21 protein-coding genes and 1 pseudogene are annotated in these 23,541 nt (G+C 37.1%); 11 read left to right on the forward strand and 11 right to left on the reverse strand.

Annotation, left to right across the window (positions count from 1 at the left end; all coding sequences use genetic code 11):
- Positions 1–2: 2 nt before the first annotated feature.
- The 4 genes from IWC72_RS02460 (at position 3) to IWC72_RS02475 (ending at position 9,800) form a co-directional block, all read left to right on the forward strand.
- Positions 3–2,147, forward strand: coding sequence for an OmpA family protein (locus tag IWC72_RS02460; RefSeq protein ID WP_194528712.1), 2,145 nt, complete (start codon positions 3–5; stop codon positions 2,145–2,147).
- A 154-nt stretch (positions 2,148–2,301) separates the two neighbouring features.
- Positions 2,302–2,613 carry a cupin domain-containing protein gene (locus IWC72_RS02465; protein WP_194524673.1) on the forward strand — a complete coding sequence of 104 codons (312 nt, stop codon included), beginning with the start codon at positions 2,302–2,304 and terminating at the stop codon, positions 2,611–2,613.
- A 29-nt stretch (positions 2,614–2,642) separates the two neighbouring features.
- Positions 2,643–3,428: an SDR family oxidoreductase gene (locus IWC72_RS02470; RefSeq protein WP_194524674.1), complete on the forward strand. Its 786-nt coding sequence runs from the start codon at positions 2,643–2,645 to the stop codon at positions 3,426–3,428.
- A 321-nt stretch (positions 3,429–3,749) separates the two neighbouring features.
- Entirely contained in the window at positions 3,750–9,800 is a 6,051-nt protein-coding gene (locus IWC72_RS02475; RefSeq protein ID WP_194528713.1) for an alpha-2-macroglobulin family protein, read from the forward strand.
- Between the two features lie 34 nt (positions 9,801–9,834).
- Here IWC72_RS02475 and IWC72_RS02480 read toward each other — a convergent pair whose 3' ends face one another.
- The 6 genes from IWC72_RS02480 to IWC72_RS02505 form a co-directional block, all read right to left on the reverse strand.
- Positions 9,835–10,566: a LytR/AlgR family response regulator transcription factor gene (locus IWC72_RS02480; RefSeq protein WP_194528714.1), complete on the reverse strand. Its 732-nt coding sequence runs from the start codon at positions 10,564–10,566 to the stop codon at positions 9,835–9,837.
- Positions 10,563–11,615 carry a sensor histidine kinase gene (locus tag IWC72_RS02485; protein ID WP_194528715.1) on the reverse strand — a complete coding sequence of 351 codons (1,053 nt, stop codon included), beginning with the start codon at positions 11,613–11,615 and terminating at the stop codon, positions 10,563–10,565. The genes IWC72_RS02480 and IWC72_RS02485 overlap by 4 nt, the downstream gene beginning before the upstream one ends.
- A 1-nt stretch (position 11,616) precedes the next feature.
- Positions 11,617–12,690, reverse strand: coding sequence for a sensor histidine kinase (locus tag IWC72_RS02490; protein ID WP_194528716.1), 1,074 nt, complete (start codon positions 12,688–12,690; stop codon positions 11,617–11,619).
- On the reverse strand, positions 12,691–13,119 hold the full coding sequence (locus IWC72_RS02495; protein ID WP_194531205.1) for a hypothetical protein: 429 nt from the start codon (positions 13,117–13,119) through the stop codon (positions 12,691–12,693).
- 256 nt (positions 13,120–13,375) lie between these two features.
- Positions 13,376–13,756 carry a hypothetical protein gene (locus IWC72_RS02500; RefSeq protein WP_194528717.1) on the reverse strand — a complete coding sequence of 127 codons (381 nt, stop codon included), beginning with the start codon at positions 13,754–13,756 and terminating at the stop codon, positions 13,376–13,378.
- An 82-nt stretch (positions 13,757–13,838) separates the two neighbouring features.
- Positions 13,839–14,225: an ankyrin repeat domain-containing protein gene (locus IWC72_RS02505; protein ID WP_194528718.1), complete on the reverse strand. Its 387-nt coding sequence runs from the start codon at positions 14,223–14,225 to the stop codon at positions 13,839–13,841.
- Positions 14,226–14,251: 26 nt separating this feature from the next.
- Here IWC72_RS02505 and IWC72_RS02510 point away from each other — a divergent pair, with 26 nt between their 5' ends.
- Positions 14,252–14,398, forward strand: coding sequence for a hypothetical protein (locus IWC72_RS02510; protein ID WP_194528719.1), 147 nt, complete (start codon positions 14,252–14,254; stop codon positions 14,396–14,398).
- Between the two features lie 59 nt (positions 14,399–14,457).
- Positions 14,458–14,592 (forward strand): annotated as a pseudogene (locus IWC72_RS20445) (alpha-2-macroglobulin family protein); the annotation flags it as partial.
- 16 nt (positions 14,593–14,608) lie between these two features.
- Here the strand turns inward: IWC72_RS20445 and IWC72_RS02520 are convergent.
- The 4 genes from IWC72_RS02520 to IWC72_RS02535 all read right to left on the reverse strand — a co-directional run bounded on the left by IWC72_RS02520 (position 14,609) and on the right by IWC72_RS02535 (position 18,054).
- Complete coding sequence (locus IWC72_RS02520; protein WP_194528720.1) at positions 14,609–14,974, reverse strand: hypothetical protein; 366 nt, start codon at positions 14,972–14,974, stop codon at positions 14,609–14,611.
- A 220-nt stretch (positions 14,975–15,194) separates the two neighbouring features.
- The gene (locus tag IWC72_RS02525; protein WP_194524677.1) at positions 15,195–15,716 is read right to left on the reverse strand and encodes a DUF4136 domain-containing protein; all 522 of its coding nucleotides are present in this window, start codon (positions 15,714–15,716) and stop codon (positions 15,195–15,197) included.
- Positions 15,717–15,770: 54 nt separating this feature from the next.
- Complete coding sequence (gene obgE, locus IWC72_RS02530; protein WP_194524678.1) at positions 15,771–16,772, reverse strand: GTPase ObgE; 1,002 nt, start codon at positions 16,770–16,772, stop codon at positions 15,771–15,773.
- A 175-nt stretch (positions 16,773–16,947) separates the two neighbouring features.
- Positions 16,948–18,054 carry an adenylate kinase gene (locus tag IWC72_RS02535; RefSeq protein ID WP_194524679.1) on the reverse strand — a complete coding sequence of 369 codons (1,107 nt, stop codon included), beginning with the start codon at positions 18,052–18,054 and terminating at the stop codon, positions 16,948–16,950.
- Positions 18,055–18,164: 110 nt separating this feature from the next.
- Between IWC72_RS02535 and IWC72_RS02540 the strand changes: the two genes are divergently transcribed.
- The 5 genes from IWC72_RS02540 (at position 18,165) to IWC72_RS02560 (ending at position 23,183) form a co-directional block, all read left to right on the forward strand.
- On the forward strand, positions 18,165–19,337 hold the full coding sequence (locus IWC72_RS02540) for a 5-(carboxyamino)imidazole ribonucleotide synthase (protein ID WP_194528721.1): 1,173 nt from the start codon (positions 18,165–18,167) through the stop codon (positions 19,335–19,337).
- Positions 19,338–19,341: 4 nt separating this feature from the next.
- Complete coding sequence (gene purE / locus IWC72_RS02545) at positions 19,342–19,833, forward strand: 5-(carboxyamino)imidazole ribonucleotide mutase (protein WP_194528722.1); 492 nt, start codon at positions 19,342–19,344, stop codon at positions 19,831–19,833.
- A gap of 119 nt (positions 19,834–19,952) precedes the next feature.
- Positions 19,953–20,354: a hypothetical protein gene (locus tag IWC72_RS02550; RefSeq protein WP_194528723.1), complete on the forward strand. Its 402-nt coding sequence runs from the start codon at positions 19,953–19,955 to the stop codon at positions 20,352–20,354.
- 22 nt (positions 20,355–20,376) lie between these two features.
- Positions 20,377–22,395: a M3 family metallopeptidase gene (locus IWC72_RS02555; protein ID WP_194528724.1), complete on the forward strand. Its 2,019-nt coding sequence runs from the start codon at positions 20,377–20,379 to the stop codon at positions 22,393–22,395.
- A gap of 266 nt (positions 22,396–22,661) precedes the next feature.
- The gene (locus tag IWC72_RS02560; protein WP_194524684.1) at positions 22,662–23,183 is read left to right on the forward strand and encodes a 5' nucleotidase, NT5C type; all 522 of its coding nucleotides are present in this window, start codon (positions 22,662–22,664) and stop codon (positions 23,181–23,183) included.
- Here IWC72_RS02560 and IWC72_RS02565 read toward each other — a convergent pair.
- Positions 23,180–23,539 carry a rhodanese-like domain-containing protein gene (locus IWC72_RS02565; protein ID WP_194528725.1) on the reverse strand — a complete coding sequence of 120 codons (360 nt, stop codon included), beginning with the start codon at positions 23,537–23,539 and terminating at the stop codon, positions 23,180–23,182. The genes IWC72_RS02560 and IWC72_RS02565 overlap by 4 nt on opposite strands.
- Between the last annotated feature and the right edge of the window lie 2 nt (positions 23,540–23,541).

The following is a 23,541-nucleotide window of genomic DNA, read 5'->3' on the forward strand; positions in this document are numbered from 1 at the left end:
ACATGAAAAAACTACTCTTCATATGGTTTGTTCTGGGTTTAACCGTACAAACCTACGCCCAACAAGAACTGAAACGTGCCGACACATATTTTGAACGCGCGTACTACAGTGATGCTATTCCGCTTTATGAGCAGTTGCTCCCACGGAACAAAAATTCAAAACTGATTAAAAATCTTGCGGATAGTTACTACCATACTTTTAATATGAAGGCAGCCGTCCGTTGGTATGGATATTTAATTTCCAATTATGGCGAAAACGTTGACGAAAGCTATCATTTTAAGCTAAACCAATCTTTAAAAGCGATAGGCGAATATGAAAAGGCAAAAAAAGTGCTCGTTGATTTTTATACAGAGGAAGGACAAGACGATAAGGTCAGCCAAATTGAAAACAACTTCACCTATGTAGAAAATGTAGGGGCTATTGGTAATCGATTTGAAATTAAAAACCTCAACCTGAATACATCCACATCCGAATTTGGTGCCGCGCGTATAGATTCCAATTTGGTATACAGCGCTTCCAGAAAAAACTCAAGTGTCCTGCCTAAACTCTATCGTTGGAACAATGAAAACTATTTAGATATCTATTCCCATCCCATTGAAAAAATAGAACAAGGAGATAGTTTAAGCTCATCCATTAGCAGCGTAATCAACTCCAAAATGCACGAAGGCACTTTTGCCATTTCAAAAGATAGAAAAACCATTTATTTTACCAGAAACAGTAAAAAGAAAACGGAAGATGATAAAATAAGTAACCTAAAAATTTATCGTGCAGAATATGTAGAGGATTCTTGGAGTAATATCACTCCCTTACCCTTTAACAGTAATGATTTCTCAACGGAACACCCAGCATTAAGTCCGGACGGAACAAAACTTTATTTCTCTTCTGATCGCGAAGGTGGTTTTGGTTCGTTTGACCTATACTTTGTTACCATTCAAAAGGATGGATTCTTTGGAAATCCTATCAACCTAGGAGAGGATATCAATACGGATAAAAAGGAACAATTTCCATTTATTGATGAAAAGGGCAATCTATATTTTGCTTCCAATGGCCACCCAGGCTTCGGTTTGTTAGATGTATTTATTTCCAAACAGGAGAATGGAACTTTTCAAAAACCTGATAATTTAGGTTTACCGGTGAACAGCGGTTATGACGACTTTTCTCTTTCATTGGATCATGACAACAATACCGGTTATTTTTCTTCTAATCGCCCTAGTGGAAAGGGAAGTGATGATATCTATTCCTTTACGGAAACCAAACCGTTGCTCATAGAAGATTGTAAACAGTTTATTGCTGGTATTTTGACCGATAAGACCACAAAACAGCCTTTGGTCAATGCCACTATTGAACTTTTAAATGCCGATGGAAATTCCATAGAGAAAATTATCACCTCGGCAGATGCTTCCTTTAAATTCCAGATTGAATGTAGCAGTCAATATCGTATTATGGCGAATAAAGAAGGATATGAAGACAACTCAAAAATCCTTATTTCCGACACCGAAAGAAATGCGGTAAAAGATGGTTCACTTACACTTTACTCCATTAAAGAACGTGAAGCTAAAAAAGCTGAGGAACTCCTCGCCAAAAAAGAAGCTGAGGAAAAACTGGCCTTAGCAGAAATAGAACGAAAAAAGAAGCAGGAAAAGGCAGCGGAACTGGCACAAATAGAAAAAGAGAAGCAAACAGCCATTAAACAAAAAGCAACCCAAGAAAAAGAAGAGCGCGAACGTCTTAAAAAAATAGAGACCATAATTGCCAAAGAAGATGCCATTGTCAGAGAAAATGAGCGAATCGTTATTCAAACTGAAGAAATTCATTTTGACTACAGCCTTTGGTATGTGAGACGAGAAGCTAGGGAAAGGTTGGCAAAGGTAGTTGCCATTATGAAAAACAACCCTGGTATGGTCATTGAAATCGGCACGCATACGGATATAAGAGGTAACTCTGAATACAATCGTGACCTTTCTCAAAAACGAGCCGACTCCGCAAAAGAATTTATGGTTAAAAACGGAATTGCCCAAAATAGAATAATTGCAAAAGGCTACGGTGAATCACAACCCATTGTAAAATGCGAAACCGAAGAAAGCTGCACCGAAGAAGACCATGAGTGGAATAGGCGGTGCGAACTAGTAGTTGTAAAATGGGAATAAGCTTCCTTTTAAAAAGTTAGAAAAAACAGGAAATTACATTTCCACAGACGATAATTACCCATCCTAAACTTGGCCTCAAATCATTAATTTGGTTTGGGGCTTTTTTCATTGCTGTTGCTATTCTTTTTATATTCGTTAGAGTAAATACTATATAATGAACTTATCGGAAATTTCATCCAAAGAAATCATGCCGGGTTATCACGGTAAACTTGTACATTCCAAAAATATGTCCATTGCTTTTTGGACCGTGGAAGAAGGAGCAGTAGTTCCTGAACACTCGCATATGAACGAACAGATTATGCATGTGCAAGAAGGCCGTTTTGAATTCACCCTTGATGGAGAAACAAAAATCTATGAAGCGGACGATGTGGTAATTATACCACCCCATAGTTCACATAGTGGCAAGGCTCTTACACCATGTAAACTGATAGATGTTTTTAGCCCTGTGAGAGAAGAATACAAATAGAAATTACATATCCCCATAAATCTATTACCATGAATATATCATTAGAAAAAAAAAGAGCATTAGTAGGTGGCAGCTCAGGAGGAATAGGAAAAGCTATAGCGCAACAGCTCGCTGAGAGTGGCGCCAGTGTAACACTCATGTCACACAGCGAAGAAAAACTAAAAAAAATAGTTGCTGAACTACCAACGAACGAGACTCAAAAACACGGTTACCTTGTTGTAGATTTTTCAGATTTTCACGGCTATCGAGAAACGATATTCAAGTTTTTTGAGAGCAATTCCATAGATATCTTGGTGAACAACACCCAAGGACCAGATGCCGGAAGTTCTTTAGAGAAACAAACTCCGGATTATCAAGAGGCCTTCAACCTGCTTTTTAAGACTGTCGTCTACACCACAGAACTTGCTTTAAAGCACATGAAAGAGAATAAATGGGGTAGAATAATAAACGTAGCTTCGGTATCGGTAAAAGAGCCTTTATCGTATTTAGCCCTCTCTAATACCATTAGGGCTGCGGTGGTCACTTGGGCCAAAACGTTGGCGACAGACGTGGGGCCGTTCAACATAACCGCAAACAGCATTCTTACGGGCTATTTTGATACGGAGCGTATTGCACAATTGAACTCGAAAAAAGCCGAACAATTAGGTATTTCTGAAGATGAAGTTTTAGCGGATATGGAGTCCAAAGTACCGGTGAAACGCATAGGTGACCCCAAAGAATACGGATATCTTGTTGCTTTTCTAGCTTCGGATAACGCGGCCTACATAACAGGTACACAAATTCCGATTGACGGGGGCCTTTTAAAAAGTTTATAAACCGGCTTCGCTACGAAGCTATAATGAGCAGGGAGATAAAAAGAAAAAGGAGTATAAAAGCGGATTTCAGGGAAGAAGCCCAGGTATCAAGAAAATTATTATCCATCATATAGGTTTTAATTCATACCAAAAGTAGGCTTGTGAAAATGGCGTAATGGTTTTTAAAAACTTAAGTTTTGACGCATATGAAATCCAAAAGCATATTTATAAGTTTTCTCTTATTTTAAGAAAGGTTAATTACCTAACCCAACCCTACCGTTCCCTCATTCATCATTTTTATTGGCATTGATTTTGCTCAGTTTTGTTCTGTAATTTTATACTATGAAAAGATTGTCCCTCGTATTAACCGTAATACTTTTTTCGCAAATGCTATCAGCCCAAGACAGTGGAGATCCGTATACATCACTTTGGAAAAAAGTGCAGAAACTAGAGAGCGAAGACCTTACCAAGTCCGCCTTGGAGATGGTTGAAACTATTTCGGCGAAAGCTGAAAAAGAGAAAAATTCAGAACAGACCGTCAAAGCATTGCTCTTTACCTCAAAGTATATCATGACTTTAGAGGAAGATTCACAACTAACCATCATCAACCGTTTTAAAGCGGAAATTAAAAAAGCGGAAACCCCAACCAAAAACATTCTAGAAAGTTATTTGGCCAATCTATACTGGCAATATTTCCAACAAAACCGGTATCAGTTTTACAACCGTACTTCAACGGAAACAAAAGTAGACCATGTTGACTTCCGCACTTGGGACCTCACTACACTTTTTCATGAAATCAAACTTCATTTTACGGCATCCCTGGAAAACCCAAAAGAACTTCAAAATACAGATTTACAAGGGTTTGAAGAGCTATTGAACCAACAAAAGGGTTCTGGCAGCTTCCGCCCTACCCTTTACGATATTTTAGCCCACACAGCACTGCAGTTCTTCAAAAGTGATGAAAGCAATATTACTCGACCAGCGGATAAATATGAAATCAATGATACGGAAACTATATGCGAGGCCTACCAGTTTGCACATCATAATTTGAGCACCAAAGACAAAACTTCGTTACAGGCAAGAGTATTGAAAGTATACCAAGAACTCATTCTCTTTCATTTTGGCGAACCTGACTTAAAACCTTTGGTTATGGCCGATATTGAACGCCTAAACTTTGTCTACCAGAATGGCATTTTTAAAAATAAGGAAACACTTTACGAGGAGACCTTAAAAAACTCTGCGGAGCAACTAAAGCGCCATGAAACCTCTGCATTGTACCGTTATGAACTAGCGAAGTTATACCATACCCAAGGGCAAGCTTATCAACCTAAAACAAACGAAGAACCGCGTTGGAAAAAGAAAGAGGCTATTGTGCTGTGCGATGAAGTAATTGCCAAGTTCCCCGATAGTATGGGCGCCGAGCAGTGTAAATCACTTAAATCTCAAATCCTGGCTCCAACGTTATCCATGGTTACGGAAAAATATATTCCGGTTAACCAGCCTTCAAAATTATTGGTTAATTATAAAAACCTGACCTCCTTACAATTGTCCGCTTACGAAGTAGACAACAAACAGATTAAGGAATTAAACAGCCTATATCCGCAAAAAAAGCAACTGTCCTTTATAAAAAAACTGAAACAAAAAAAGAGTTGGTCCGCTCAACTTCAAAATGAAAAAGACTATCAACAACATGGTATTGAAGTGCTGCTACCGCCTTTGGAAAACGGACAATACATTATTTTGGCTACACCCGAACAGAAAAGCAAAGACAGTTTTGCTTTTAGTCAAATTCAGGTGACCAATATGGCTTTGATTGAAACCAATGCCCAATCGGAAAAAAAATATCAAGTAATCAATAGAAATTCTGGCAAGCCAATTTCAGGGGCTAAAATGAAGTTTACTTATCTGCAGAATTATAACAAGCCTTATGCTTCCAAAACTGAGAAAACAGATAAAATGGGATTTGCAACACTTCCCTTAACGAATGATAATTGGAACGACGTTTCGGTAGAAATCAATCATAATGATGAGAAGGCTTACTTTGGCAATTATTATGTAAACAAAAAACCGGAAAAAAGCAGAGCTAACGAGGCTACAAACAAAATTTTTCTCTTTACGGACCGAAGTATTTACCGCCCAGGACAACCTGTTTACTTTAAAGGTATTCTGATAGAAACTTTTGAAGAAAAATCGAAAGTGGTAGCTAATGAAAAGGTGTCGGCAACCTTGTATGATGTTAATGACCAAGAAATAACGGAACTCGAATTTAAGACGAATGAATTCGGTTCTTTTAATGGTGAGTTTATACTTCCAAGCTCAGGCCTAACGGGAGATTTTCATATCGAAACCGATGGTATTTCCTTGGATGCCTATAACACGCATTATTTCTCCGTAGAAGAATACAAACGCCCAAAATTTGAAACCTCTTTTGAACCTGTTACAGCGACTTATAAAGTAAATGACAGTATAAAAGTTACAGGTAGTGCTACTGCTTATGCCGGAAGTAAAATTACCGATGCTAAGGTAAGCTACCGTGTAAAACGCGCCGTGTACTTTCCACGCTGGTTTTACTGGCGTATGCCCCATTACAACAATGCTCCCCAAGAAATAGCTCATGGAGAAACTACTACAGATGCTTCAGGTAGTTTTGATTTAAAATTTAAAGCCATACCCGATAATAGTGTCTCCAAAGAGCACCTACCCACTTTTACTTATGAAATTAGTGCAGATGTTACGGACATTAACGGAGAAACGCATAGCACCACTACTTTTGTCTCCGTAGGTTATCATGCGCTTACCGCCAATATATCTGTTCCCGAGCAATGGAACAAGGACAAAAATGAAGATAATGTAACCATCTCTACCTCCAATCTTAATGGGCAACCTATATCTGCAAAAGGAACCTTGAAAATGTACAAACTACAAGCTCCAAAGCAGGTGCTGCGTTCTAGGTCCTGGCCGGCCCCTGATTATAAAAATTGGAGCAAAGAAGAATATCAGAATCTTTTTCCACATGAGGCCTATGACAAAGAGGATCAAGCAATACATTGGGCGAAAGGTAAATTGGTGTGGCAAACTGATTTTGACACTGAGAAATCTAGTACGTTCGACATAAAAAACCTAAAAAAATGGGAGTCGGGCAAATATGTTATTGAATTGGAGACCAAGGATAAATTTGGCCAAGTTGTAAAGGAAAAAGCCATAACCACACTTTTCAGTGATACCGATAAACAATTGGCGGACAACCACCTATTCGACATTAAAATAGATAAACCTAATTATGAGATTGGTGACAAGGCTGAGATTACATTATACTCAAACTCAGAGGACCTGACCGTAACCGTTACTATTGAGAAGGAAGAAGAAATTATTGATATACGTAAGATTCAATTGAACCAAAACTCAAAATCGTTTACAGTCCCGGTTACTGAAAATGATTTAGGAGGATTTGCCATCAATTATACGTTTTCTGCCTATAATTCCTTTCAGTCGGGTACGTTATCTATTTCTGTGCCTTATCCAGAAAACCGACTTGAAATCGAGACCACTACTTTTAGAAATAAATTACAGCCGGGTATGGAAGAGACTTGGTCGTTTAAATTAAAAGGACCTCAAGGCGAAAAAGTATCTGCCGAACTTTTGGCAAGCATGTACGATGCCTCTTTAGATACTTTTAGACCACACGGATGGAATTTTAATCCACTTGCACGAGGCTCCTATTATTCCTCCATTTACGCTAATGCCCATTCCAGCTTTGGCACGAATTCATTCCGAACCTATCTGGATACAGACAGATATAGCTACTCACCGCAACAGTACGACTCCTTTAACTGGTTTGGGTTACATTTTGGTAATGGGAACTATAGCAGAGGTTTATTAACCAGAAAAATGGCAATGAGCGGTGCCCCTGTAGACCTAATGGAGGATAGTGCGCTATTGGAAGAAGTTGTCATTACCTCTTCAATGGCTCCAGAAGAAAATGAAATTGGGTTAACCAATCACAATACCTCAACTAACAAAGTTGAAAAGAAAACGGATTTAGAAAAAGTACAAATCCGTACAAACCTTCAGGAAACGGCATTTTTCTTTCCTGAATTACGAACGGATAAAGAAGGAAATGTTTCGTTCAACTTCACCACGCCAGAAGCGCTTACCAAATGGAAACTACAATTATTGGCCCATACAAAAGATCTGCACAGTTCTGTTAAGAGGTTAAAGACCGTTACGCAAAAAGAACTAATGGTGATGCCAAACGTACCGCGTTTTCTGCGTGAAGGTGATGAAATCAGCATAAGTACTAAAATTGCGAACCTCACGGATAAAAAGCTATCTGGACAAGCGAAACTTATACTTGTTGATGTACTTTCAGGAAAAGACGTCACCGAACAATTATTAAGTACGAAAGCTCAAAATGAATTCGCGGTAGACTCGTTAGGGAACACTCAGGTTTCATGGCAACTTAAAATTCCAGAAAACCTTCAGGCCGTTCAGTATACCGTGATAGCAAAAGCGGGCGATTTTAGTGATGGCGAACAAAGTGTGCTTCCCGTTTTGACCAACCGTATGTTAGTTACGGAAACCTTACCGATGTGGGTACGTAGCAATCAGACCAAAACCTTTGTTTTAGATAAATTGAGGGATAATACCTCAACTACAATACAACATCATAAACTTACTTTGGAAATCACTTCCAACCCAGCTTGGTATGCCGTTCAGGCACTGCCATATTTAATGGAGTATCCTTATGACTGTAACGAGCAAACTTTTGCCCGATACTATGCCAACACTTTGGCAAGCCATATTGCGAATTCAAACAAAAGAATAAAAGCGGTATTTGACCAATGGGCCAGTTCCGATGCGTTACTGAGCAACTTGGAAAAGAATGAAGAACTGAAATCCCTTTTAATTCAAGAAACCCCATGGTTACGCGATGCGCAATCTGAGACCGAACAGAAAAAACGAATTGCGCTTTTATTCGACCTCAACAAAATGAAAGATGCACAGAGCCGTGCACTTGATAAATTGAAGAACAACCAAAAATCATCCGGGGCATGGCCGTGGTTTAGCGGTGGTTCTGACAACCGGTTCATCACCCAACATATTATTACGGGAATTGGCCATTTAAACAAACTGAACGTAACCTCTGCCACACCCGAAAACCAGTCTAAAGCGGAAGAAATGACCCGAAAGGCCATTGCTTATTTGGATGCCGAATTTGTAGAAGAGTACGAGCAAATGAAGAAATACGCTTCCAACATAAATCATGATCATTTAAGCCAGATACAAATTCACTATTTGTACATGCGCAGCTTCTTTACCGATATTAAAACCTCAAAGGAAGTCGATAAAATTAGGGCGTATTATCTTGGACAAGCTAAAAAATATTGGACCAAAAAAGGGCTTTATTCCAAAGGCATGTTGGCATTGACCTTAAAAAGGATGGGAGACACCGCCACGGCTAATAAAATTCTTAAAGGACTTAAGGAAAACAGTATTATTTCAGAAGAATTAGGAATGTACTGGAAAGAAAACACCGCCTCTTGGTCTTGGTACCAGGCACCCATTGAAACGCAAGCGCTTTTGATAGAAGCTTTTGGTGAAATAGAAAACGACACTGAAACTATTGACAACTTAAAAATTTGGCTCCTAAAACATAAACAGACCAACCAATGGTCTACAACCAAAGCTACATCGGAAGCCGTTTACGCACTTCTTCTACAGGGCAGCGATTGGCTTTCCGTTACCGATGCAGTTGATGTTACGGTTGGAGGTAAAGCAATTGATGGTGAAAAACTAGAAAACACTAAAGTGGAAGCAGGAACAGGATACTTTAAAACCTCTTGGAACACGATTGAAGTAGAGCCACAGATGGCCGAAGTACAGCTAACCAAAAAAGGGAATGGCATTGCCTGGGGTGCCCTTTACTGGCAATATTTTGAGGACCTTGATAAGATTACATCAGCAAAAACCCCTTTGCAGCTTAAGAAAAAATTATTTCTTAAGAAGGATACAGATACAGGTGAAAAAATAACAGAAATCACCAAAGCTACATCCTTAAAAGTGGGTGATTTAGTAAAGGTGAGAATTGAACTTCGTGCTGACCGAGATATGGAATTCGTTCATATAAAAGACATGCGAGCAGCTGGTTTTGAGCCTGTAAATGTAATTTCAAGTTATAAATGGCAAGATGGGCTTGGCTATTATGAAAGCACGAAAGATGCCAGTACCAATTTCTTTTTCGATTATTTACCAAAGGGAGTTCATGTCTTTGAATATGACGTAAGAGTAAACAATGCCGGAGAATTCAGCAATGGCGTAACTACCATTCAAAGCATGTATGCTCCTGAGTTTTCAAGTCATTCTGAGGGTGTGCGGGTGGTGGTTGGTGAATAGTAGTTTGTAGTTCAATATAAACTTGCGGATAAATTTACAAACTCATGCGGTCTTTAAAAAGGTAAGATTGTCGCCTAGAAACTTCAACTTCCACTCCGTTTTTCATGGTAAGTTTTAGTTTTCCGTTAAACCATGGCACCACATCTCCAATATAATTGGTATTGATGATTTGTTGTCTATTCGCTCTAAAAAAGTTCTGAGTAGGCAGTTTTTCCTCTACTTGATTTAGGGATTTGTAGAGCATTGGATTTTGGTCTTCAAAAAAAACTCGGGTATAATTACCCACAATATCAAAATGCGAAATATCCCCAATTTTGACCAACCAGCATTTCTCTCCATCTTTAATGAATATCTGGCTGTTTTCCGTCAACCGCTCACTCTTTAGTTCTTCTGGGGCCTTAGTTTTCTCAATTTTACTTTTAACCTTTTCTATCGCCAATGCAAAACGGCTTTCGCTTATTGGTTTTAAAAGATAGTCCAACGCATTATACTCAAAAGATTTAATAGCAAATTCGTCATAGGCTGTAGTGAAAACCGTTATTGGAACCTCATCGAGCATTTCCAATAGCTCAAAACCATCCTTTTCTGGCATATTTATATCTAATAATAGAAGCTCGGGTTTTGTTTTTTTTATCAACTCTACCCCATTGTCAACATTTTCTGCTTCGCCTATCAACTCAATTTCAGAATAGTCTTTTAACAATTCTTTCAATTCGTTTCTTGCCAGTCTTGAATCTTCAACTATTACCGCTCTAATCTGTTTCATTCTAATGGAATTTTTATGCTAGCAACAACCTCACCTTCTATCTCTTTTAATGAAAAAGAAGCCTTTTGACCATGCAAGAGGCGCAATCGTTGCCGGATATTTTTTAACCCCAGCTGCGTAGAGTCCTTCGCTATTTTTAATTTTCCCGTATTTGCTACGGTTATAAATAAGTTTTCGTTGTCTTTTGTAACGTTCAATGTTATAGCTCCTCCATCTTTGAGATTGGCAATCCCGTGCTTAGCGGCATTCTCTATCAACAACTGAATTATCATAGGAGGTATAGGAATCTGTAATGCTTCTTCATCTATTTCTTCAACATATTGCAACCGATCTTCCATTTGTATTTTTGAAAGCGCAATATAGTTTTCTACCATTTCCAACTCTTCACATAATGGAATAGCATCTACAGTATTTTTGGCAAATGCATATTCCAACATTTCCGATAGTTTGGAAATCATTTCTTGCGATTTACCCACATCTTCAAGCATCAATCCCCTGACATTATTTATACTATTGAATAAAAAATGTGGATTTATTTGCCCTTTTAAAGTATTCAATTGTGCCTCTCTCAAGGTGGTATTTAATTCTAATTGTAATAGGTGATTTTTATTCGCTTCCAAGATAAATTTGAATATAAAATATACAATGGTCCATAACAGTACTATTACAGTTGTATCGAATATTCTAATTATGAAATTTACATTCTCCTTAAGCCATTCCAATTCACCGTCAGTTTTACCCCATATTTTTTCATATGCCAATTCAAATAAACTTACAAGCGAGTATATCAAGGCCGAACAGGATACAAATGCAACAAGTAATCTAATCACGTTTTTTTTACTAAAAATTTCAAAATCTACATTGTTTTTCAAATAGATTCTATAAATAGACGTAGAAATAATTGCCGATAAACCTGAAGTTAAAAAATCATATACCCTGTAGGTAAAGCTAAACTCTTTGAAAAGAAATACAGTAGAGTAAACTGCATACCATCCCAATATTTGCAAAATATAGAAAAGTAACTCTTTTCGAAGTCTAGTTATTTTCATTTTACTTTTCTTCTGTTCTGTTTTGATATCTAGGAATATAGAGCTTAATTAGTTTTTGTTCTTTAATAATACTTAAAGTACCTCTCTTACCATACAAAAGCCTCAAGCGTTGATTGACTTTTTTAAATCCAGTATCTTCTTTCAGACCCGTATTTAAAACTCCACTTGTATGTAAACCTAGTACCATATTATCATCTAAATTTTCACAATACAGCCTTAATTCTCTTTTGTTAGCTCCATTTACAACAGCATCATCCAACATTAATTCAAACATACTTATTAACAACATTGGAGGAACTGTGTTATCCAAAAATTCGGAGTTCATTTCGTTACTTAGTTTGATAGTATTGGGAGCATCAATTTGATATAGTTCTAAGTATTTCTGTACCATATCCATTTCATGACTAATAGATATGCTCTTCACATTTTGATTTGAAAGAGAATACCTTAAAAGCTCTGAAAGATCTGTAAGCATTTTTCTAGCGTTTTTTGTATCCAAAGGCATTTGTTTTCTAATACTATGTAACACCTTTATTAAAAATTTACCATTTACATGACCTTGTAAAATATTTAATTGAGCATTCTTTATACTTTCACGCAATTGCAATCTTTCTATTCTATTTTGATTATGATTACGAAGAGACTTTACAATGTAATACAATAACGTCCATACACTTAACAAAGCCAATCCAAGAATCATTGGCCCCAATGTAATTGCTATACCTTCATGTTCCTTATGAGTTTCAGAGCCACTGCCCGCATGGTCAAGTACTATAAAGTGTTTAAATAAATATAATATCAGTACCCAAAGCATACAACATACAAATGCCAGACCAATAACCCTTGAAATATTTATGAGATTAAATTCCAGAGTTGAATACTTCTTTAACAACCACCTATATATACTAGTAGTAATTACACCCGCGATAAAAATAGAGCTACTTATTAAGGTCGTGTCAAAAAGAGAATTGCCATCGATAAAAGCAGCATAACCAATAAAAAAAAATATAATTCCCCACCCCAGGATTTGAAGTACCCAGAAAAGATGTTTACCTAAAAAAGTAAATATTCTCATTTAATAATTAATTGATAAAGATTTTCTGGTCAGGGCATAATAAACAACATAATACCAACCAAGAAGACCGTGAAGAAGGACAAGATAAAAAACATTTCTTTTCTCCAAAGAGGCCACCAATGCAAGAAGATTACCAAAAAACAACCCACTTTGAAAATAAAAAATCACCATCATTCCAAATGAATACCCAAAAGCAACTCCTGCCTTATAAGCAGGAGAATTAACACCGGCACTATCCGCTACACCGTGTAAAAAACCATAATGGGCAATTGCTCCAATTACAAGAAAGAATATTATTATACCCACTATTATTAGGACCGCCAAGCCAAAATTTTTATAATTTTTGGCTTGTTGGGTTTTTATTTTATCGTTTGTCATTTTACCATAAATTACGATTGCCTTTGCATACATATAGAGCATGAAGTTCAAATATAGGTGTTTTGAACGCTCCCCTTAAACGATGAACGTTTTATCATCTAAGAACTATCTCAGCTAGCAATTCAATTAAAAATTTTAGTACGATTAGCATTCTCTGTTATTTTAAATTAGTGCCTTTAGCATTTCTAGAACTTTCAAAAAGATTTATAGAAACGGTGAGAAATAACACATGGAATGGTTTAGAATTACAGTACTATACTGCAGAGATAAAAATGATGGTTTCTAACAATCACCGGAATTTATTTTTTTAATTAACTGCCATCTCAAAAACACGATAGACAACCCTGCCCAACTCTAGCCCTAAAAAGCCACCTATGGCAAGGCAAAGAGCAATACTCAAAGCAGTACGAAGAAATATTTTTCGCTTATCCGAAACGCTGACAATGTTCTCTTCTTTTTGTAAAAGCCCATTTTTATATATTGATACACCTACACCTCCGATGTATAAAAAACTTAGATATGGCTTTAGTCTGTAATTATTATCTCCTATTTTGAAATGATGGTCTTTTCCAAACCATGAAAACCCCTCAGAGACTTTTTTACAATTCACAAGAATAGACTCCACTCCAAAAAAAGAATTATACACTTCCACATTTTTATTTTCTATACGATAATTAGCATGTTTCATAATATGTTTGATTTATTGATTATTTCTAGTTGAACGGATATAGAGGAGTCTCTAAAAGACTCCTATGTGTTTCACAAAAAGCTTATATAGATTGTAGTAATGCTACCGCATCCTCTGCGTTACTCAATTTTGCATAGTCTAATGCTGTCATACCTAATTTGGATTTTTCCGTTAAGTCCGCTCCCTTTTTAATCAATAATTGAACTAATTCTACATTGTTATATCTAGCGGCATACATTATTGGAGTCATCCCCATAGTTTTATCCTTTACCTCAACGTCAGAGCCTAGTTCCAAAAACTTTTTAACCGTTTCATAATCATTTTGAGCAACAGCCAAACTTAAAGGTGCTACGTTGGTTGTTGTTGCTTTTATTGGTCGTATTGCTTTGTCAGAAGGTTTATTGTTTGCATTTGCAGTAGTAGACATTAAACTAACTAGAATTCCGAAGGCGATTACTGATTTTCTCATGATATTAAATTTAAATTGTTATTGATTTGTTTTTTATTTCTGATGTAAAAGTAGCTCACCCTCTTAGGATTAGAAACGAATTTATGACCAACGGTAATTTTGACAATGCGAACGGAAGCAATAATCCACCTATTATGACGAGCGGTAAATACTACAACTTGAATGGTAATTAACCTGTATTTTGAATAGAAAAATAGATGTTACAGTAGCCTTTTAACCACCTCAAAAGTAAATTTTCGTATTTGAATACGACTTAAGAGTAAACAATGCCGGAGATTTCAGTAATGGCATAACTACCATACAAAGTATGTATGCACCTGAGTTTTCTAGTCATTCGGAAGGAGTACGGGTGGAGGTTGACAACTAATTTTAATAGTAAGAGCTTATGAACTCACTGTAGGCCAGAGCAACTTATAAATAATAACGCCTAGAATAAAGCCAGAGCCCAGACCGCAAAGGATAACCACGGCAAACATCTGGTTAGAGGATTTTTGAGATAAAATATTTACCAATGAGATTGGAGAGCCATTTTTGCGGACTTCAAACCGATTTAACTTATCCCCGTAGGAAGCATCCCTTTGGGCAACCCAATATCTGTTTTCACCAATAGTAAAAGTATGCTCCACTCCTGCGTCCGAGATCTTTTTAGAAACAGTTTTTCCGTTCAAAAGGACTTTTTCCTTTCCAAATAGGGTGTGAACCACTTCTATCTTATGGTTATCTACATAATAAAGCGCACGCTTTAGCATTGGGGACATTTAAGTTAAAGTTCGTATGGGGATAGAAACTACCTTTTAAAAATACCTTATAAGCAGTTTCGCATAAAAGAGAAACCGTATTGAATAAATTTTAATGAAAGGATAATCGAAAATATACAATAATAAATTACCTACAGTATAAAGTTTTTAACACTACAGACTGTACAAAGTTCAAAACATCTTTATATAAATACAGGAACTGTGCATATTTCTATTTGCCAGGCGGATATTTAGAAAAAACTTTGGTAGCTAACGCGTGTATTTTCTCTTCTCTTATTTCTGGAGTTACATTTTCTTTAAAACTACTTTGACCTTGCCCTTGCCAAAAGAGTTCATCCTTTTTAACATCAACAAAATCAAACCGAATTTCCCTTTCTAATTTAGATTGACCGACAGGTATACCTACGGAAACTCCACCTCCAACACTTCTACCCGTTCCTCCTATCCCTACACCTACCGTGTTATTTCTAGGAGCCTGAAACGATTCACTTTCTATGTTGATAAAAAAATCAGGATCTTCAGAAAAACGTATACCTTTTAGCTGCATTTCCGAATTTACTGCGTCCAATAAACGTTTGGTATCAAGTTCACTTAGACCCGTATCCATATCAGGGTAATAATTATACGTACTGTAGTTAGTGAAATCGGTTGCTTTATCATAATCATAATTTACCTTAATCGCATTACACGAGACCAAGAGTAAAATAAACAATAATGTAAAGACATTTTTCATAGTCCAGTTTTATTAAATGTAAGGAATTTTAATTGGACAAAAAGTTAGCGAACACTAACTATTTAACATTCCCCAAAGCTTATCTTTCAATTCTGTAATACCCTGTTGTGCAACAGATGAAATAAACATGTATGGTACCTTCTCCAAATCTTTATCCAATTCTACGCTCATCTCTTCTATCAGTTCTTGATCGAGCATATCACTTTTAGAAATGGCTACTAAACGCTCTTTATCCAATAATTCCGGATTGTATCTTCGTAATTCATCAAGAAGAATCTGGTATTCTTTCCCTATATCCTTACTATCCGCAGGTATTAAAAATAATAAAGTAGCATTACGTTCTATATGACGCAGGAAATAATGCCCCAGCCCTTTTCCTTCGGCTGCACCTTCAATAATCCCTGGGATATCTGCCATAACGAAACTCTGAAAATCGCGATATTCGACAATTCCTAAATTGGGTTTAAGGGTTGTAAACTCGTATGCTGCAATTTTTGGTTTAGCTGATGTTATCACTGATAACAATGTAGATTTACCGGCATTAGGGAAGCCCACGAGACCTACATCCGCCAATACCTTCAGCTCAAGTATAACTTCTACTTCTTGCCCCGGAACTCCAGGTTGCGCATATCTTGGTGTCTGATTGGTACTGGTCTTAAAATGCCAGTTACCTCTTCCTCCCATTCCGCCTTCGGCTAAAATTCTCTCTTCATCGTGTTCGGTAATCTCAAAAAGTACTTCCAAGGTTTCTGGGTCTTTTACTACCGTACCCAATGGAACATCTAAGTATACATCTTCCCCATCTGATCCTGTACTACGTGATTTACTACCGTGCGCACCGTGACCGGATTTAAAATGTTTTTTGAACTTAAATGTAACTAACGTCCATAAATTTTGATTTCCGCGTAAAATCACATGACCTCCACGGCCTCCATCTCCCCCATCAGGACCACCTTTGGTAATGTACTTTTCCCTATGCAAATGCACAGAGCCTTTTCCTCCTTTACCAGATTCCGCATAAATCTTAACGTAGTCTACAAAATTACCCTCGGTCATAAAAATATTCTGAATTATATATTGACGACAGTCAACTTTTGCGCAAAAATACGCATTTCACATGAAGCTATAACATGCTATGCCATTAGAAGTTAGTCTTATAAAGACAGAAAGAGAGTTGAAACTGGTTTAACCCTCGTTTCAACTCTCTTAAATAATTTTAGAAATTGAAAAACTATAGTTCTTCAATAACTTTACCCAAACGGTGGGTTATCTCATCTATAGCACCAATACCGTTTACACTATGAAACTTATTTTGAGCTTCATAAAAATCTTTTAACGGTGCAGTCTTCTCGTTGTACTCATCAAAACGATTACGGATTTTAGATTCATCCTGATCATCACTACGGCCGCTTACTTTACCTCTCTCTAACAAGCGTTGAATAAGAACCTCATCATTAGCCTCTAAAGCAATCGTAGCATCAATCTTCATCTCTTTTGTAGTCAAAAAAGTATCTAGAGCCTCTGCTTGAGCCGTTGTTCTTGGAAAACCATCAAAAATAAATCCGCTTGCCTCCGGGTTTTTTTCAACTGCATCTTGCAACATTTTTATAGTTACCTCATCAGGAACTAAATCGCCACGATCAATATATGATTTAGCCAATTTACCCAATTCGGTATCATTTTTCATGTTATAACGGAAAAGGTCTCCCGTAGAAATGTGTTTCAGGTTGTACTTATCTTTTAAAAATTCCGCTTGGGTCCCTTTTCCAGCACCCGGTTTCCCGAACAGCACGAGATTAATCATATGTTTTTGGTTTAATTGGTAAACTTCCTTAAGGTTTCGGCCTAACTCATTATAATCTAAACCGTACCCCACAATAAATTTATCAGGTATATCTATACCCACATAATCAATGGTGTACTCACCATTATATACTTCAGACTTATAAAAAAGACTGGCAATTCTAAACTCTTTTACGTTTGCTTTTGAGAAAAGGTGTACTAGCTTTTTAAGCGTACGGCCGGTATCTATTATATCCTCTAAAATAATAACACTACGTCCCTCAATATCCTCAGAAACATCTAAAAGTGTCTCTACAATACCTGTAGAGGTCAACCCTTGGTACGAACTCAATTTTACGAACGACACCTCGCAAGGGTGTTGATATTCCTTCAAAAAATCCGAGATGAACATAAATGCCCCATTAAGCACTCCCACAAAAATGGGGGTTTCGTCTTTATAGTCGGCAGCAACTTGATCGGCAACGCTTTTTACTGCAGCTTTTATCTGTGCTTCGCTTAAGAAGGGTTTAAAATGTTTATCGTGTAGCTTTATCACATCAAATTTTTAAAGAACGGCTAATATAACACTTTGATTTTGCTTTTTTAAGTACACACCTTGCGTTTTAAGAATTCGATGTATTTTTGCACTAGTTATAAATCAATTGCATGTCAACAGAAAATTCATCAGACTACTTTTCTTCACCATTTAAACTGGGAATCCTGGGTGGAGGCCAACTTGGAAAAATGTTACTTTACGAAACCCGTAAATTTGATATTCATACCGTGGTTATGGACTCTTCAACCGAAGCTCCTTCAAAAATAGCGTGTAATGAATTTATTTTGGGAGACCTGATGGATTTTGATGCCGTGTACAATTTAGGGAAACAGGTAGATGTGCTTACCATTGAAATTGAAAACGTAAATGTTTCTGCCCTTGAAAAACTTGAAGAAGAAGGCTTGAAGGTTTTTCCTCCGACCAAAGCACTTAGAATTATTCAGAATAAAGCAAAGCAGAAGCTTTTTTATGTGGATAACAACATTCCAACAGCAGATTTTCAACGCTTTGCCTATAAAAGTGAAATAAAAGATAGTATTTCAAACGAAGCACTTTCATTTCCTTTTATCTGGAAAGCGGCCCAATTTGGCTATGATGGCCAAGGCGTAAAAGTTGTTCGTAAAATAGAAGATTTAGAAGGACTACCTACCGGTGAGTGCATTGCCGAAGAAATGATAGACTTTAAAAATGAACTTGCTGTTATTGTAACCAGAAGTGCTAGTGGCGAGATAAAAACCTACCCTGTGGTAGAAATGGAATTTCACCCTGAGGCCAACCAAGTAGAATATGTAATTTGTCCGGCAAGAATTAGCGATGAAATTGCTAAGAAAGCACAGGAAATAGCTTTAAAAGTTTCCGAAAAAATACAACACGTAGGTCTTTTGGCTGTTGAGCTCTTCCAAACAAAAGATGATAAGATCATAGTAAACGAAGTGGCTCCAAGACCCCATAATAGTGGTCATTACAGTATAGAATCCAGTTACACCAATCAGTTTGAACAACATATTCGCGCAATTTTAGACTTGCCTTTGGGCGATACAAAAAGTAAAGTAGCGGGTATCATGGTAAATTTAGTAGGTGCCGAAGGTCATACAGGTGAGGTTGTCTATGAAAATATGTCCGAAATTTTAGGAATGGAAGGAGTTACGCCTCATATTTACGGCAAAAAACAAACCCGGCCTTTTAGAAAAATGGGTCATGTTACTATAGTAAACGAATCAATTTCCGAAGCGCGTAGAATTGCGCAGCAAGTAAAGGAAACTATTAAAGTGATAAGCAAATAATTATATGAGTAAAGTAGCAGTAGTAATGGGCAGCACTAGCGACTTGCCCGTAATGCAAGACGCCATAGATATTTTAAAGGGATTTGACATTGAGGTAGATGTAGACATTGTATCTGCCCACAGAACCCCCGAAAAACTTTTTGATTTCAGTAAAAATGCACACACCAACGGCTACACCGTAATAATTGCCGGTGCTGGTGGTGCAGCTCACCTTCCAGGTATGGTAGCATCCATGTCTCCTTTACCCGTAATAGGTGTTCCCGTAAAAAGTAGTAATTCTATAGATGGGTGGGACTCTATCTTATCTATTCTTCAAATGCCAGGAGGTGTTCCCGTAGCTACAGTAGCTCTTAACGGAGCCAAAAATGCAGGAATCTTAGCAGCACAAATTATAGGCAGCTCGGACAAATGCGTTCTTGATAAAATTATTCTGTACAAAGAAGGCCTTAAACAAAAAGTGATAGAAGGTGCTAAATCTGTTAACACTAAGAAGTAAACTACCTCGGGGCAAGCCCACAAGGCATTAAAAGAAATACACTTTGATTTCGAGGCAAGCCTCGGAGCATTTAATCTCGATTATCGATTAAAAGTACAGGTCATTAAAAATTACCCTTTATGAATTACCCTTCACTTATTGGATTTATACTTGGTGTAACAGCTATCATTATCTTGGCTATTGTTGAGAAAAAAATCCTAAACGTTTATCTAAGAAGTCTTTGGAGAAGCTCTTTATTCTTCTTCTCGATGTATGTTTTAATTCTCATTTTAGTTTTTTTCCGTTGGAAATACTACGAAATGCAATTAGTCCATTTTGACCTTAACAGAGATGGAAGCATAGGGCTCACGGAATACACGGACCAATATAGGTTTGTAAGAGATAAAGTATTGACCGGGGCGGACCGTAATTTTGCTTTTGTAACCGGAGCCGCATTATCCGCTCTTCTAGCGGGCCTTGCCCTTATATTAGACCTTGTAAATACTAGAATACAATTGAAGAACAATCCCATAAAATCTTAAAACCCAAAAAATCTTACGTCATATGAATCCCTTATTGACTCCTTTTGATACAGCCCCATTCTCTAAAATTGAAAATTCTCATTTTCAGCCTGCCTTTTTACAGGCAATGAAAGATGCAAGGGCGGAAATAGACCAAATAACGGCTAATCCAGCTGAACCTTCTTTTGAAAATACTATAGAAGCTTTGGAATTCGCAGGTCAGCAATTAGACCGTATTTCTAGCGTTTTCTTTAATTTGAATTCTGCCGAGACAAATGAAGAAATTCAAAAGATAGCTCAGGAAATTTCCCCCCTACTCTCTGAATTTAGTAATGACATTACCCTGAACGAAGCTTTATTTAAACGTATAAAAAGCGTTTATGGCCAAAAAGCTGCGTTAGACTTAACAATAGAACAACAAACCTTACTGGATAAAAAATATAAAAGTTTCAGTAGAAACGGAGCCAATCTAAATGATGACAAAAAAAAACGTCTTCGTGAAATTGATGCCGAGCTTTCTAAATTGAAACTAAAATTTGGGGAAAATGTACTTGCCGAAACTAACAAATACGAAAAGCACCTCACTAATGAGAACGACTTAGACGGTTTACCTGAAGGTGAGAAAGAGGCTGCTGCACAAATGGCAAAATCTAAGGATAAAGACGGCTGGTTGATAACATTAGACTACCCAAGCTATATTCCGTTTATGAAATATGCCAAAAATCGTGAGCTCCGCAAAGAGCTGGCATTGGCTTTTGGCAGTAAGGCTTTTCACAACGATGAGCTTGACAATCAGGAAAACGTGCTCAAAATTGCTAAGCTAAGGTTTGAACGCGCCAATTTATTGGGTTACAAAACGCATGCAGACTTTGTTCTAGAAGAACGTATGGCAGAAAAACCTGAGAAAGTGCATGAGTTTCTAAACGAACTCTTGGTAAAAGCCAAACCTGCTGCAGAGAAGGAGTTCTCCCAACTTGAAGATTTTGCAAAAGAACTGGACCATATAGACCGATTGGAAAAATGGGATGGCAGTTATTACTCTGAGAAGTTAAAACAAAAGCTCTTTAACTTAGATGATGAGAAATTGAAGCCTTATTTTAAATTAGAAAATGTCATTTCAGGAGTTTTTAAAGTAGCCGAAAAATTATTCGACCTAAGGTTTGAAGAAGTTTCCGATATTGACAAATACCATGAAGAGGTAAAAACCTACAAAGTTTATGACACCTCTAATAACTTCATTTCCGTTTTCTATGCAGATTTTCACCCTAGAAAAGGAAAACGTGGTGGTGCTTGGATGACTTCCTACAAACCGCAATACCAACGTAAGGGAGAAAATGTACGACCGCACATATCCAATGTGTGTAATTTCACGCGTTCTACTCCTAGCAAACCCTCTCTTTTGACCTTTAATGAGGTTACCACACTATTTCATGAATTTGGTCATGGATTACACGGTATGCTAGCAAATACCACCTACCCTAGCCTTTCGGGAACCTCGGTTTTTTGGGATTTTGTAGAATTACCTAGTCAGGTGATGGAAAACTGGTGTTACGAGAAAGAAGCACTAGAGCTTTTTGCTACACATTACGAAACAGGAGAGGTTATCCCTATGGAATTGGTTCAAAAAATTAAAGAATCTGCAACTTTCCAAGAAGGTATGCAAACCTTGCGTCAACTTAGCTTTGGACTACTGGATATGTCATGGCACGGGGTTGACCCAACTGGCATCACTAACGTAAAACAACACGAAAGTAAAGCTTTTGAAGGCACAAATCTATACCCTGAAACAGCAGAAACCTGTATGAGTACGGCTTTTTCTCATATTTTCCAAGGAGGCTATTCTTCAGGATATTACAGTTACAAATGGGCTGAAGTTTTAGATGCAGATGCTTTTGCTTATTTTAAAGAAAATGGTATCTTTAGTAAGGAAATAGCTACTAAGTTTAAAGATAATATTCTTTCTCAAGGTGGCACCGAAAACCCTATGGTTCTCTACAAACGCTTTAGAGGAGCTGAACCCAAAGTAGAAGCCTTACTGGAAAGAGCAGGTCTGCTTAACTAATATATATCCCCATTAATTTGTAGAAAATTTAAAAAAAATTAACCAAGATTATGTTTTGTAAGTTTTTTCTTATATATTTACTAAACATAAGTAGGTTGAAAAGGTTATATCAAAAGTAATTTTTTTAACGGTTTAAAAGAGGGTGTGGGGACGCCCTCTTTTTTTATGCTTTAAATCCAAATACTAATGATAGGTTAAATAATTACTATTTCTCCTATTTGCATTAGACATCTCATTTGGTTTTTAGACCTTCGCAAAAAAAACACATGGTTATATTTGTTGATATGGACGAGGTGATAGCAGACACCTACGGAGCGCATATAGAAGTTTATAATAAACAGTTTAGTGAAAACCTTACTTTAGACTTCTTTCATGGCAGTGAGGCTTGGAACAAAGTTCCGGTAGACAGACAACAAAGTGTTCGCGACCATGCTAGGAACAGAGGTTTTTTTCGAAATCTGAAACCTATAGAACATGGCCAAGCCGTACTTAAAAAATTAAGTGAGAAGCACGAGGTCTATATTGCATCTGCGGCTATGCAATTTCCAAACTCCCTAGAAGAAAAATCCGAGTGGCTAGATGAGCACTTTTCCTTTATTCCATGGGAAAATCGCATACTTTGCGGACATAAACACATATTACGTGGCGATGTACTTATTGACGATCGCAGCTACAATTTAGAAACTTTTGAAGGTAGATCTCTTTTATTTACTTCCCCTCACAACGTAAACACCACTGGTTTTGAACGGGTAAATAATTGGTTGGAAGTTGGAGAAAAACTACTTTAATTTCTTTTATTCGCAATAAAGGCATCGTAACCACCTTCTAGGTCAATTACTTTTTTAAAACCTAGAGAGTCTAGAATGTGAGCAGCTTTGGCACTACGCCCTCCTTTCTTACAATAGACATAAACAGCCCTATTTTTAGCTATCGCGTCCATATTTTTAACAAAATCTACATCAAAAAGATTCATATTAACGGCATTATCCAAATGACCGCCAGCATACTCTTCAGGAGTACGTACATCAACTAAAATCCCGGAATCTATATCATTCTGTGAAAATTCTGTGATAGGTTTTCCTTTACTTTGAGCACAGCCCAAGTTCATAACACACAACACCAGAAGTAAGTAGTAGAATTTCATAG

The sequence above is a fragment of the Zobellia roscoffensis genome (genome assembly GCF_015330165.1).
Lineage (GTDB): Bacteria > Bacteroidota > Bacteroidia > Flavobacteriales > Flavobacteriaceae > Zobellia > Zobellia roscoffensis.